Annotated in this window: 14 protein-coding genes; 10 read left to right on the top strand and 4 right to left on the bottom strand. The window is 49.0% G+C overall.

What is annotated here, in order from left to right; translation table 11 throughout:
* Window positions 1-11: 11 nt before the first annotated feature.
* Window positions 12-938, bottom strand: a complete 927-nt coding sequence (locus C772_RS03945) for an HD-GYP domain-containing protein (protein ID WP_008297601.1) — start codon at window positions 936-938, stop codon at window positions 12-14.
* A 196-nt stretch (window positions 939-1,134) separates the two neighbouring features.
* Here C772_RS03945 and C772_RS03940 point away from each other — a divergent pair, with 196 nt between their 5' ends.
* Window positions 1,135-1,776, top strand: coding sequence for a Type 1 glutamine amidotransferase-like domain-containing protein (locus tag C772_RS03940; RefSeq protein ID WP_008297599.1), 642 nt, complete (start codon window positions 1,135-1,137; stop codon window positions 1,774-1,776).
* Between the two features lie 6 nt (window positions 1,777-1,782).
* Here C772_RS03940 and C772_RS03935 read toward each other — a convergent pair whose 3' ends face one another.
* Window positions 1,783-2,448: a CPBP family intramembrane glutamic endopeptidase gene (locus C772_RS03935; RefSeq protein ID WP_008297597.1), complete on the bottom strand. Its 666-nt coding sequence runs from the start codon at window positions 2,446-2,448 to the stop codon at window positions 1,783-1,785.
* 18 nt (window positions 2,449-2,466) lie between these two features.
* The gene (locus tag C772_RS03930) at window positions 2,467-3,348 is read right to left on the bottom strand and encodes a DMT family transporter (protein WP_008297596.1); all 882 of its coding nucleotides are present in this window, start codon (window positions 3,346-3,348) and stop codon (window positions 2,467-2,469) included.
* Between the two features lie 436 nt (window positions 3,349-3,784).
* Between C772_RS03930 and C772_RS16290 the strand changes: the two genes are divergently transcribed.
* From C772_RS16290 to C772_RS16495, 6 genes are all read left to right on the top strand, one after another.
* Window positions 3,785-5,311, top strand: coding sequence for a T7SS effector LXG polymorphic toxin (locus tag C772_RS16290; RefSeq protein WP_008297595.1), 1,527 nt, complete (start codon window positions 3,785-3,787; stop codon window positions 5,309-5,311).
* Window positions 5,312-5,321: 10 nt separating this feature from the next.
* Window positions 5,322-5,762: an SMI1/KNR4 family protein gene (locus tag C772_RS03915; protein WP_008297594.1), complete on the top strand. Its 441-nt coding sequence runs from the start codon at window positions 5,322-5,324 to the stop codon at window positions 5,760-5,762.
* Window positions 5,763-5,796: 34 nt separating this feature from the next.
* Window positions 5,797-6,288, top strand: coding sequence for a hypothetical protein (locus tag C772_RS03910; protein ID WP_008297593.1), 492 nt, complete (start codon window positions 5,797-5,799; stop codon window positions 6,286-6,288).
* Between the two features lie 183 nt (window positions 6,289-6,471).
* Window positions 6,472-6,879, top strand: a complete 408-nt coding sequence (locus C772_RS03905; protein WP_008297592.1) for a hypothetical protein — start codon at window positions 6,472-6,474, stop codon at window positions 6,877-6,879.
* 123 nt (window positions 6,880-7,002) lie between these two features.
* Entirely contained in the window at window positions 7,003-7,452 is a 450-nt protein-coding gene (locus C772_RS03900; RefSeq protein WP_008297591.1) for an SMI1/KNR4 family protein, read from the top strand.
* 417 nt (window positions 7,453-7,869) lie between these two features.
* Complete coding sequence (locus C772_RS16495; protein WP_008297589.1) at window positions 7,870-8,166, top strand: hypothetical protein; 297 nt, start codon at window positions 7,870-7,872, stop codon at window positions 8,164-8,166.
* A gap of 60 nt (window positions 8,167-8,226) precedes the next feature.
* Here C772_RS16495 and C772_RS03885 read toward each other — a convergent pair whose 3' ends face one another.
* On the bottom strand, window positions 8,227-8,598 hold the full coding sequence (locus C772_RS03885) for a VOC family protein (protein WP_008297587.1): 372 nt from the start codon (window positions 8,596-8,598) through the stop codon (window positions 8,227-8,229).
* A 962-nt stretch (window positions 8,599-9,560) separates the two neighbouring features.
* On the opposite strand from C772_RS03885, the gene C772_RS03875 reads away from it, so the two are divergent.
* The 3 genes from C772_RS03875 (at window position 9,561) to C772_RS16020 (ending at window position 13,537) form a co-directional block, all read left to right on the top strand.
* Window positions 9,561-11,816 (top strand): DEAD/DEAH box helicase family protein, encoded by a 2,256-nt coding sequence (locus C772_RS03875; protein WP_008297585.1) that lies wholly within the window; start codon window positions 9,561-9,563, stop codon window positions 11,814-11,816.
* Window positions 11,764-12,120, top strand: a complete 357-nt coding sequence (locus C772_RS16025; RefSeq protein WP_008297584.1) for a hypothetical protein — start codon at window positions 11,764-11,766, stop codon at window positions 12,118-12,120. Before C772_RS03875 ends, C772_RS16025 begins: the two co-directional genes overlap by 53 nt.
* A 367-nt stretch (window positions 12,121-12,487) precedes the next feature.
* Window positions 12,488-13,537: a GGDEF domain-containing protein gene (locus C772_RS16020; RefSeq protein ID WP_008297582.1), complete on the top strand. Its 1,050-nt coding sequence runs from the start codon at window positions 12,488-12,490 to the stop codon at window positions 13,535-13,537.
* Window positions 13,538-13,547 lie beyond the last annotated feature (10 nt).

The following is a 13,547-nucleotide window of genomic DNA, read 5'->3' as shown; positions in this document are numbered from 1 at the left end:
TTAGTTGAATTCTAAGCGTTCGACTTTCTATGACCAGCGGACCGGATCACTTCATCAAACACGTCCGCAATCTCGGGATCGAATTGTGTTCCTTTGCCTTTCCGGATCTCATTTAACGCGGTGTTCTGATCGAGTGCATCACGGTATACCCGCTTTGAAGTCATGGCGTCATAGGTGTCTGCCACTGCGACGATTCGGGCAAACAGGGGAATCTCATGGCCTTTCAACCTTTTTGGATATCCCTTCCCGTCAAAGCGCTCATGGTGGTGCAGCACAATATCAAGCACACCGTTTTGAGAGAATTCGCCCACGTGTTTGATCATGTCATAGCCGATGGTCGGGTGGGATTGAATGATTTCATATTCCTCATCCGTCAATCTGCCTTTTTTAAGGAGGATTTGTTCGGGGACACCGATTTTTCCGATGTCGTGAAGCAAGGCACCCTGCCGGATGATGTCGCATTCTTCTTTGGATAGCTCCATTTGCTCAGCGATCAAAAGCGCATATTTCGCGACATTCATGGAGTGGTTCAACGTATAAGGGTCCCTGGAATCCAGCGCGTTGGACAGGGCCGTGGTCAGTTCCAGATTGTCTTCTCTCACCCTCTGGGCGTATCGGATCAGCCCTGCAGAGATGAGGGTAATCAGATAATAGGTCAGAAAATGAAGAAGGTATGCGAGTAAGCCAGAGCCCCCATCCGGGATGAGGAAATACCTGCAGGTGACCACCAGAGCGGTGAGGATAAACAGAACCCGTTTAGGCTTGTCACTATAGCCGATTCCCAAGAAAATCACGGTAAAGATATACAGGATGAAAACTTGGTTGTCAGCTTGCAGAGTAATGCTGTTGATCAGCACACTGAACATCAGCAGCCCCCAAAAACCGAGCCGGGCGCTTTTCGGATTACTTACCCACCTGTTTAATAATCTGCTGGTCATGCTGATCCTCCCCGGAAAAAGGTTCGTTCGTGTTTTCTATGATTCCATCTTCATCCAACACACAATGAAGTTCAAATGAAAACCTCAATCTATTAGGTAAAGTAGCACGTGGTTTCATAGCATTGATCATCAGCAAATTGACCGAGAAGACCCGTTATAATGGGATTAAAGAAACATCGAGAAATGGGGGAGTCCGTTGAAACTGCTGCTGACGTCAAACGGTTTCTACACAGATGAGATCAAGAGGCGGTTTTTGGATTTGCTTGATGCGGACCCCCAATCCTTGGAGGCCGCCATCATCACGACGGCCTCGCCCCAGAAAGAACAAAACCGCTTTGCGAAAAAAGCGGGAAGCGACTTTGAGGAGATGGATTTCCGGAAGGTGGACTGGGTGGATATCGAATCGGAATCACCGGATATCCTTCTGCAGAAAGACGTCATCTATATCAATGGCGGCAATCCTTTCTTTCTGTTGGAGCAAATGAAGAAAAGCGGGGCGGACCGGGTTCTTGCGGAACTGGCTCAGAAGGGCACGGTCATCGTAGGTGTCAGTGCCGGGGCGGTCCTTCTCGGCCCGGATATCAGGGTCGTCCATCACTTTACGCCGCAGTTGAATGCACGGAATATCGATGACTTTTCGGCATTGGGCCTGACTGACAAGCGGATTTTCCCTCACTATGACCGGGAAGACCTGTTCGGGGACGGAACGGGGAAGACGATCGAGGAGCGGATCCGTGAGTTTGAAACGATTGAATCATGCAGCGTCACGAGATTGAACGACGACGGTTATCTGGTGGTGGAAACATTAAAAAGCTCAGGGACGGAGACGCATCCCTGAGCTTTTTTACATGATGATCAAAAAGAAGTTGTGAAACGAGTGAAGGATGATGACGGACCAGAGCGAACCAGTTTTTCTGAAGATCCATCCGAACACCAGACCGACGAAAAGGACGTAGGCATGACTGCCCAAATTAAAGAAAGTCCCCTGGTACAGCCAAATCGGATAGTGGATGACCAGAAACAGAAGCGCCGCGGCCATATTCGCCTTCCAGAAGGAGAGCCGTTTCGCCAATGCCTGGAGAAACAGGCCACGGAAGACGATTTCCTCTGTAAGGCCGACTAGGAGAAAGACGTTAAGGAATCTATCGAACGAGACATTGAAATGAAAACCTCCGCCGTTCAACACATACGCCTGGATGGTGAACCAGAGTCCCAGCAGGGCGGACAAACCAAAGCCCCAAAGGAGCCCCTTCCGGAGATTGGCGGTCAGCTTCAGAAAGTCGGCCGGATCGCTTTTCAGGCGGAACCTGATGAACAGCCAGACCGGAACGATCCAGACCATGATCTTGAGGGCCGCTTTTGCCAATGCTGTCGCTGTTTCCGGAAGTCCGCTCAAATACGGAGGAAGGACGATTTCCCGGAACGACCAGACGGCCAGGAATAGAATGAAATAGATGCCAAGGGTCCTGTAGAAGCTGTCGGTTTTTTCTCCATAGCGCATGCTGTCCATGGCCGCGGTCGCCTCCCATCAGTGATCTGTCCGAACGCTGCTTTTCAGCCGGAAGGCCGGCTTGACTTCCGCCACGAGCACGGCAACCAGGATCAGCGCTGCGCCGAACACCATCCGGCCGGTCATGACGTCGTTGATGAACAGGACGGCCAGCACCGAGCCGAAGAACGATTCCAGTGACAGGATGACGGCTGCCTTTGTTGGTGTCGTGTATCGGAACGCGAGATTCTGGCAGACGTAGGCGATCGTCGTCGAGAAGACGGCAAGATAGACGACTGACCAGATCGCTTCATTGGACGGATTCGACGGGAAGCCGCCCTGGAAAAGGACCGCCACCGTGCTGAGCAGAGCCGCCGTCGCAAACTGGACGATGGTCAGTACCAGGGCGTCCTCTTTTTTAACAAACATATTTGTGTAGAAGATATCGAATGCGAATCCGACCGCGCACAGCAGGGTGAGCAGGTCACCGATATTGATGGTGAACGAGCCCTGCAGCGACAGGAACGCAATCCCGGTGAGCGCAATGACGGAGGCCATCAGCTCATGACGGTCGATCCGCCGCCGGTAAACGAGATATGCGATCACCGGCACGATCACGACGTTCACCGCCGTCAAGAACGCGTTCTTGGAAGGCGTCGTATATTCAAGCCCGACCGTCTGCAGCGCGAACGCCACAAACAGGATCGTACCGAGCACCGCCCCTTTCCAAAGCACCGACTTCGAGATCAGCCGGAGCTTCTTGTAGAAGAGGACCGTGATGATCAGCGTGCCCAGGAGGAACCGCCCCGCCATCACTTCATACGCCGTCAGATGCTCGAGCGCAATCGCCGTCATGACAAACCCGCTTCCCCAGACGATTGCGGTGATCAGAAGCAGGATATCCCCGATATACCGTTTCATGGCCGACCCTCCCCGTCATTTCATTCTTCTAATATATCATGAGGGCAAAGGCTGGGGAGGGCAAAATTGGCTTAATATCCGATGTCAGGACTTATCCACGGTCGAAAGGGAGCAGAAGCCTTCCTTATCCCCGGACTTATCCCGACATTCCACAGCCAAAATCCGATTTTGACATCGAAACCGGGGATAACCCGGATATCCACAACCGATTTATAGGAGTGGGAAGAAGATCTCCACAGGTGTTGGAAATCAAAGACTGCCCTTGTTTTTATGGGCGTCATTTCTGAGAAGGCTCGTGGGCACTAAGAGCTAGTAAGGCGTAACAGCTTTCCTATTTACTCAAGATTGAATACAGACTTTTGTCCGATTAGAGAAACAGGGAATTTCTGAGAGAATTAGTGGCAGTAGAGATTTCCGTTTCCGGGAGTGTGAATCAGTGAAGGTATTGGATGTACAGCAATTTCATGAGGGGTTACATCGGAACATAGAGAAGCTGAACCGCCTGGAAGAAGAGATACAGGGAATTAAACAGGTGGTGGAAGAACTTGTCTTGCTGGAAGATGCTTTAAAGGGAGAAGGCGGTAATGCCATTCGCTCGTTTTACCAGGAATGTCATTTGCCGCTGTTGGATTTCTTTATAAGTTTTAAAAGCCGTTTCGCTGATACTCTCCGGCGTATCGGAGAAGCACTGAATTCATTCGAGCCCGACCGGATGGGAAAGATCAGGCAGGAATTTCTCGAAAGAGAAGTCCAGGCAGGGTTAGAGGAGATTCGAAGGATTACAGGAACCCTTACAGACGAGACGAACAGCATCATGGACAGTGTTGCAGATATTGTTTCTCTTCCTCATCTCGATGACAGTGAAGTACAGGAAGGTGTCAGATCCTCGGAGAGACAGCGCGACTCTACTATTGGAGGACTGATGGAATTCGACCAAAGCCAGACTGCTGCTTTGTCTACTGTTGACATGGATTTGAAGAAGATGGAGCAGTGGATCATTGATGTCGAGAGTATGATGACCGAGGGATTGACAGGCGCAGATTTTCCTGCAGATTCATGGAAAACGGTCACTGCCCGGCATCCGCTGCGACTTTCCTTGACTGCGCACGACGCATCTGTTGATGGACTTTCTAATATGTCAGGATTGAATCGTCCCAACATGGTATCCGGAGCAAACTCCTATCCTGTACCTGTGACCATTGCAGGTGAGACAAATACATACGATCTTTCAGAATCGATACCGGATAAAGATGAAGGGGCAATTAGAGAAAATAGCGTCGGGCAATTCTTAGAAGAAGCCGGGGAAGGCGCGATGAGCGTTGGGAAAGGCATTATGGACTTTTTATTTCTTGAAGATTTAGAGACTCTTGCAGATCCCAAAACATCAAGTGGAGAAAAAGTTCTTGCAGGCGCTTCTCTTTTGCCTGTAGGAAAGCTGTTTAAAGGCATTAAATTGGGTGGAGAACTTTTGGGGATTAGCGATGCGGCAGATGGAATGGGACGCGCAGCAAAAAGTATAAAAAGTGCTGCTAAGACTGAAAAAATAAAAGAGATTGAGAAAAAATATGATCAACCAGATGCTGTATCCAAAGAGGAATTATTAACAAAACCCAAGAATTCACCTAATCCAAGGAAGTGGATTGAGAAAGGTGGGCGTGTGTATATTGATAAAAATGGAACATGGATTTATCAGCATCCTGATGGCCACTTTGTTAGATATCCTAATGGATTTCCCGACTTTAAAGAGGCTGGATTTGTAAAGCAAGAGGTTAATATAGGAAGATTTGAAAGCTATAATACCGATTTCAAAAGAGCTGATGAGTTGGCACCAAATGGCCCTAGAGATGCGAAAAATAATACTTGGCACCATCATCAAGATGGTAAAACTATGCAAGAGATTAATAAGGAAATTCACAAAGAATATACCCATAGAGGCGGCATGGCTCTCAAAAAACGAAATTAAGGAGATTATTATGACTATTCAAAAGTTCGGTAGTGCAACGCTGCAGGAAATCAATGAAATTGAAGAACAGTATAAAGTAAAACTGCCAAATGATTATGTGGAATTTTTGCAGGAATTCAATGGTGGCGTTATAGAAAAAAATGATGAAAACAAAGTTTTTATAAAGGACACCTCTGCATATATTCATGTTGACGTGTTGTATGGGTTACAAACTGGTAGTAGAACATCTGACATTGAAACCTGGATGAACAAGTTTGAGGATGATTTACTGGAACATGCGATGATCATCGGTGACGACTTGATGCAGGGGTTCATTGTTCTGATTTGCGAGGGCGAATTTGAGGGCGTTTATTACTGGGATGACTCTTATCAATTTGATGATTCTACGGATGAAGAGAATACCTATTGGATTGCAGATAGTTTCAGTTCGTTTGTAAAACAACTTATATAAAACGGGATAGTTAGGATCACGTTGAAGAGGGATTATGGCTCTGGGAGAGATATTATTGGGCAAGACATTTGAGGATTACCTTTCTGAAGCACAGACCGATATGGTTGCAGTGTGTTTGGAGTATGTAGAGGGGAAAGCAGATGACATCTATATTTACGGTTCTTATGAGCCTAAGATGTACGCATTTAACGTTTTCTATAGGATTAATGGTAAGGTAGTACGTAAACATCAATTAAACGAGGCAGTAGAATCATCTCAAAACCCAAAAGCACATGAGTATGATATTTCAAGGGAAAGAATGAGTGCATTAACAAGGATAGGGATGGATAACTTAGAATTAATTCATGATAAGTGTCAGGAATTTAATAGAGATATGCCGACAGAACTTAAATTACATTATGATATAAAGCAAAACAAACTCGAAGGTAACTATCGATACGATTTTGTTTATTCAAATGATGACGAGTTACTTCCTGCAGATATTTTTAATGTATGGTTTGAAGAAGTGAAAAACCAAGAAAACTGAGCGAAAAGGAACCCGCGGGAGCGTCCCTGCGGGTTTCTCGCCTATTATTCAGCACGACAGGAAGAAAAGGCCCAATGAAGAGCCAAGTCTTCTCTTAAAGGTGAGGGTAATGCATTTTTTGTGATGAGGGTGTGTTCAGGGTGAAGAAATTCGAAGATCATCTCGCTGAAATACAGGACAGACATGGTCGCTGTATGTCTGGAGTATGTTGAAAATCGACCGGATGACATATATATCTACTGTTCTTATGAGCCAGAAATGTATTCTTTTGATGTTTTCTTTAGGATCAATGGCAAGACTGTCCGGAAAAACAAATTGAACGATGCCGTTTCAAATGAACAGTATGATGTAGAACTCGATCGGCAGAGGGCGTTATTACACAACGGAAATGAGAACTTAAAACAAATTCATGCTAAGTGTAAGGAATTTGGTAGAGACATGCCAACGGAGATCAAGTTGCACTATGATGTGAAGAAAAACAAACTGGAAGGCAGTTATAACTATGAGCTGGTTTATTCAAATGATAATGAGCGACTGCCTGATCATATCTTCGGTGCCTGGTTCAATGAAGTGAAAAGTCATGAAGAATAAATAAGTCTACCCTGCAAGAACGTTTTCCAGTGGGGGGCACTCAGGTTATCTATGTGCGACAGGTGGAGTCCGCCTTTTTCTCCACTGTTAGTGAGGAATGAATGGCTATGGGGGACAGATGGAATGAATATAGAGGAATTATCCGACTTTATTAAGAAAAACATAGACGATGATGACTTTACCGGCGGAGTAAATGATAAGCAGATTGAATATATTCAAGAGACTTTGGATATCCGATTGCCTAAAAGTTATAAGTGGTTTTTAGCTAATCATGGATCAGGCGGTTTGTTTGGTGTTGCTATTTTAGGAGTGGCTAAGTCAAATATAGCTCCCGTTCTAAATGCAACAAAGAGTTATAGGGAAATAGGAATGAATCATGACTTAGTTGTGATCGATGACATCGGTGAATACGCGTATTGTTTGGATACAAGCAGAATGAAGAACGGTGAGTGTCCGGTAATTGCATGGAATCGACAAGGTGGACTGGATGACTTCGATACTGCGAAGAACTTCTATGAATTCTTGTTACAAAGGTTAATGGATGCAAAAGAAGCTTGGGAAGAAGATTTTTGATTCCAGTGGAGGGCTAAGTCGTGAGTAACATATTTGAAGATCATCTTTCCGAATTACAAACAGACATGGTCGACGTTTGTCTGGAGTATGCGGATAATAAGGCAGAACGACTATTTGTTTATGCCTCGTACGAACCTAACATGTATGCCTTTGATGTCTTCTATAAAATTAACGGGCAGTTTGTTCACAGGGATCAATTAAATCATCTGTTCAAAAATCTGGTCTGCAAAGTCACGAATACGATTTTTCCGATACAAGGCAGTTGGCCATGCTGAAAAATCGGCCGTGAGATTTTAAAAAAGATACGTAATAAATGTGAAGAATATAATAGAGAAATGCCAACGGAAATTAAACTAGATTATGATGTGAAGAAGAATCAACTTAAAGGACAATATAAATATGGTTTAATCTATTCCCATGATGGTGAACTATTCACAAAATCAAAGTCGAAAAGAAGTAATCCATTATGATGTATCAGATGAACGCCAAAGATTACTTTTGAAGATCGGAAAAGAGGATTTAAAGAAGATTCATGAATTGTGCCGGGAATACAATATGGACTGTCCAACAGAAATCAAACTGCATTATGATGTTAAGGAAAACAAACTCTCATCAAAGTACAAATACGATCTCATTTATTCCAATGATGAAGAGTTACTTCCAAGCCACATTTTTGATGCCTGGTTTGAAGAAGTGAGGAGCCAAGATAACTGAGTAAAACCCGCAGGGACTCCTTCCTGCGGGTTTATCGCCTATTCCTCAGGCTTGGACTCATTACCAGTGTGCTTGAAGTTTATTTCCATCTGGGTCGTAAAAGTGGAAGAAGGCATGGCCGTGATCTTCTTTAATATCCTCGACCTTCACTTGATGATCAATTAAGTGTTGATGGAAATTGGATAATTCCGGACTTGTAAAGCCGATGCTGAATTCTGGTTCATGGTCAATTGTGAAGTGTGCATATGTTTCATCTTCGGTAGGAACTATGATCAGGAGGAAAGGTCCTTCATTTACTTTTATAATTGCACGTTCATCCGTAGTGTTTAGTAACTGAAGCCCTAATACATCACTATACCATCGTGCGGACAGTTCTAAATCTTTTACAGGAATTCTAATGTAATGTACCTGTTCAATAAATGATAGACCCATAGCCTTCTCTCCTTTACTACAGCCGGATATCATATTAGTTCCATTTCTATATACCTTGTCCCTTTAACGGAACAATAAATTTCCTATGATCGGCTTTAAGGATGGTGAACTCATGAGAACCTTTAAATCTAAACTCGTTACCCTTTTATGTACAGCGATATTTGGTGCCGTTTATTTTGCTGTCATTCTATTTCCTCCAGTAGAGAATTTTATTACGGTTATTTATTACACTTGCATGATGTACCCGGTCATATTGTTATATATGTCACCGGGCATTCCGGTTTCATATCTGGTCGATTTCATTAAAAAACGTACAGGCAAGACACATCTTCTTTATTCGGCCGGAATGTACCTGGTGATAAGTTTTATCCTTTTCTATGTGCCCTTCATATTGATTCAAAAGGGAACTTCCGTTCATGCGATGTTTTACTTTTTAGTGATCCCTTTCATTTATGGTGTTTTGGAGCTCCCCATTAGAAAGAAGCTATCAATTGTTTAACCCGCAGGGAAGTTTCTCTGCGGTGGACATGCGAAATCAATTTTTCTCATTGGTTGAAGCCTTTTTGTTTCTTATATATCTATATATATTAATAGCCACATTGATAGGGAGAGTTATTGCAAGTGCTAGTACAAATGATGCAGTTTGAGGGAGAAACATTTGTGGGCCAAAGAAAAAGTTCAAGATTGCAACCACTCCCAATGCACCTAAAGCAACTAAAGTATATGACCAATAATATGTCCAACCCGTCTTTTTGTTATGTTCTATGTTAACAATGCCCCCTTTTTCTAGAAGATTAATGAATTCGCTCTGGCTAAATCAATTATTTCTCGCAAGTTCCAAATTTTATCTATTCCATTTATTATACTGAAGAAAATTGGATTTAAAACCCGCAGGGACACCTCCCTGCGGGTTTGATAGGATTAGGAGAAGAATGATGTGGTTGACGGGAGGAGGCAAGCAGATGGAGGAGTTTCCGGTGGCAATGAAGTTCCCCCATCCTTGGCGGTCTTATCAAGAAGAGGTGTTGTCGGAACTTGATCAGCACTTGGAAAACGGGCATCTCCATCTGGTCGCGCCGCCGGGTTCGGGGAAGACGGTGCTGGGGCTGGAGGTGATGCGTCGGATCGGCAGGCGGACGCTGATTGTCGCGCCGACGATTGCACTTCGGGAGCAGTGGGCAGACCGGCTCACCGACCTGTTCCTGGAGGGGGTGCGGCCGGACTGGCTGTCGTCCGATCTTTCGTCGCCAGGATTTGTGACGGTGACCACGTATCAGTCGCTTCACGCGCTGTTCAAATCCGGCGGGGAAGGGCCGCTGCTCGCCGAAGGTTTCGGGACGATTGTGTTGGACGAGGCGCATCACCTGCGGACTTCCTGGTGGAAGACGATGATGGACATCAAGGAGGGGCTGGGAAACCCGGCGGTTGTTGCGCTGACCGCGACGCCTCCTTATGACGAGTCACCTGCCGGCTGGCAGCGGTACGTTTCGCTGTGCGGACCGATCGATCTCGAAATCCCGGTCGCCTCGCTCGTGAAGGCGGGCGACTTGTGTCCGCACCAGGATTATATCCGCTTCACCGTCCCGTCGGCTGATGAGCTCTCGGAGATTTTGGCGTTCCGGGAACGGACGGATGAATTCCTGGATGAGCTGCGGGAAGACGGGGAATTCATCCGCTATCTCGAGCAGCACCGGTGGATTGTTCAGACGGAGGCCCATGTCGAAGAGATCCTCGGGATGCCCGGGGTATTTTCGGCGATGCTGATGGTGCTGAAGGAAAGCGGTTCGGAGGCATACCGGGAGGCGCTGCTGCTGATCGGCATGCCGGAGGAGACGATGCCGGCGCTTGACCGGAGCTGGATGGAGGAGCTGCTGACGGGGCTGTTGTTCAGGCTGGGGGACGAAGAAAAGGAAACGGTTAAACGTCTGCGCAAAAGGCTGTCCCGGATCGGGGCCATCCACCGGCGCTCCGTTTACCTGACGTCCACGCCGGCGATCAGCCGCGCGCTTGTCCAGAGCCAATCGAAACTCAACGCGGTTGCGGAAACCGTCCGTCTTGAAAAAGAGATCTTGGGTGACCGGCTGCGCATGGTCATCCTGACCGATTACATACGGGCGGATGACATGCCGTCAGCGCCCGGCGATGAAAAGCCGTTGACCCGGATCGGCGCGGTTCCGGTGTTCGAGATGCTGCGGCGGGAGTTGGGAAGCCGGGTTAGGCCGGCTATTCTCACAGGATCGATTGCAGTCGTTCCGGCAACGGCCTCACCAAGGCTGGAAGGGGCGGTTCCGCTCCCGCATGATCCGTCGTTCGTGCGGATCCCCGTGAATGATGCGAACCGGCAGGGGATGGTCGCTACTGTCACTGAGCTTCTTGAAAAAGGGGAAATCGACGTGCTCACCGGGACGGCCGCGCTTCTCGGCGAGGGCTGGGACGCACCGTGTGTGAACTCGCTTGTCATGGCGTCCTGTGTCGGTTCGTACATGCTGTCCAACCAGATGCGCGGCCGGGCGATCCGACGCAATCCGGCAGACCCGGACAAGACGGCGTCAATCTGGCATCTCGTCACCGTCGACCGCGACGCGGAGGACGGCGGCGATGACTGGCGTTCGCTCGTCCGCCGGTTCCGCTCGCTTGCGGGTCCGGGGGCGGAGCGGGATGTGATTGAGACGGGCATCGGCCGGCTAGTAGTCGGGGAGCCTCCTTTTTCAATGGAGGAGATCGATCGGCTGGACGGTGAAATGGAGCGAAGGGCCCGTTCAAGGGACAACCTCGGGGAGCGCTGGATGCGGGCAGTTGATTCCGGCAGCCGGATGGTGGAGGAGGCGGTCCTGCCGAGCCGATCGGTTCCGAGACCGTTTTATCTCGACAATACGCTGAAGGGGCTTTTGTATGTGGCGGGATTTACCGCCGCCGGAGCGGCATGGGACGCGGGGGGCTGGATCCGCCGGCTGACCGTTACGCCGTTCGGCGAATCAACCCTTTGGGGCGGGCTTGCCGGGCTTGCGGTCGCCGCACCGTCATTCTGGCATGCGGGCAGGCTGTACATGCGGCATCCGTCCGTCGAGTCGAGTTTGAAGGAGATTGCCGAAGCGCTCTATACCGCGATGCACCGGAGCGGGATGCTGGACGGGCCGGCAGAAGAGGGAGCCATCCGGGTCACCGATGGACGGGCAGGGCTATTACACATGCTGGCTCACGGTGGGCACGACCCGTGAAAAGACCCGGTTTATGAACGCACTCGCCGAACTGCTCGGGCCGATTGAGAATCCGCGCTATCTGATCGTGAGGCGATCCCGCGGATTCGGAAAGCGGTTAGACATCCATGCCGTGCCTGAAGAACTTGGACGGAAAAAGGAGACCGCGGAGACTTTCCTGGAAGAATGGAAAAAGCGTGTCGGCCGGGCCGAGCTGATCTACACGCGAACACCCGAAGGCAGGACGCAGCTGCTTAAAGCCAGGATGCGTGCGCTGTCCGCGGCATTCGTCCCGGAACCCGAGCGCATCAGCGGATGGCGCTAAAGTTATCCACCGTTAAGCGGAGGTCTGGGCACACAAATCATCGGGCTTATCCCCGTCCTCCACAGAAAAGTCCGACTTTTGCACGGGGATCCGGGGATAACCCGCTTATCCACAGGCTGTTTCGGAGAGAACAGAGGACTTCTCCACAAATGGACGCAAGGACCAACAGGCCTTGCGTCCATTTCTTTGCGTGGCTCTATTTCGTCATCCCTGCCCTCAATCTCATCATTCACTCCGCCAATTTCGTCATACGGCTCCCCGGTTTCGTCATTCGCCCATCCCCTCCCCTGAAGATATTTCCGCCGAAGCGCGTTTTCTTCGGGATGAAGGGGAATACGGAAAGTAACCTGCAGGAGGAGGGATGCGGATGGATACTGAGCAGCAGCGGTTTTCGGATATGAAGCGGCGCGTTTATAAAATCGTCCTGCCTGTACTGGTGGGCTTGCTCGGATTAAGTCTGTTTCTTTCAGAGAATGAGGGGCTGCTCCTGATGATCAACCTGATTTTGCTGGTCGGCATGCTGTTCGCCTGGCTCCTCCTGTCGACGAAACTTTCGTTGCGTGTCATTGAATGGTTCCTGCTTGCCCTTGCCGGCGCCTACCTGCTTACGATGGTGATTCAGGGAATCTACACGCAGATGCTGGAATACGGGGATTCCTCGCTAGGTGACTTTATCATCTGGATGCCGCTGATCGCCCTGCTGATGTTCCTGCTGTTTGACCGGCTTCCTGCCCTGCTCGCAAATTTGGCCCTTTTCGTTGTTCTGCTGATCCCGTCTGTGCCGGCCTTCCCGCACCTTCATTCGGAGCAGGTCGAGTCACTGATCCTGTTTTACACGGGGATTGCGGTCTATACGGGTCTTGCTTATTTCCTTCACCAGCTGTACAGAAGGCGCGCCGAACAAAACGCCATGCTGCGCTTTGCCTACATGGACGCGCTTACGGGGATTGCGAACCGGCACCGGATCGACAACTGGCTGAGGAAAAAGGTCGAGCTGGGGGAGCAGACCGGGCAACTCTTTTCGGTTCTCTTTTTCGACCTTGATCATTTCAAGGACATTAATGACGTCTATGGGCACAAAACGGGTGATGATGTTCTGCGGCAGTTGGCGAAAGTGGTCCAGGGGGAACTGGACCACGGCGACCTGTTTGGCCGTTGGGGCGGGGAGGAGTTCATTATCCTCACCGACACGGGCGAGCAGGAGTCCTTCCTGCTTGCGGAGCGGCTGCGCAAGGCGGTGGGGGAACACGACTTCGGGATTGCGGGCAGGGTGACCGCCAGTTTCGGACTGTCCGTCAACCGGCCGGGCGATACCGCGGAATCGGTCGTTCTCCGGGCGGACGAGCGCATGTATCAATCCAAGCAGGCCGGCCGAAACCGGGTGACCGGACGGACGATGGTGAGCGGGGACGACTGAACAGACAGGC

This window comes from Bhargavaea cecembensis DSE10 (assembly GCF_000348905.1).
GTDB classification, from domain to species: domain Bacteria; phylum Bacillota; class Bacilli; order Bacillales_A; family Planococcaceae; genus Bhargavaea; species Bhargavaea cecembensis.
Note: the sequence above shows the minus strand (reverse complement) of the source record. Positions and strands in the feature narration are given on the sequence as shown.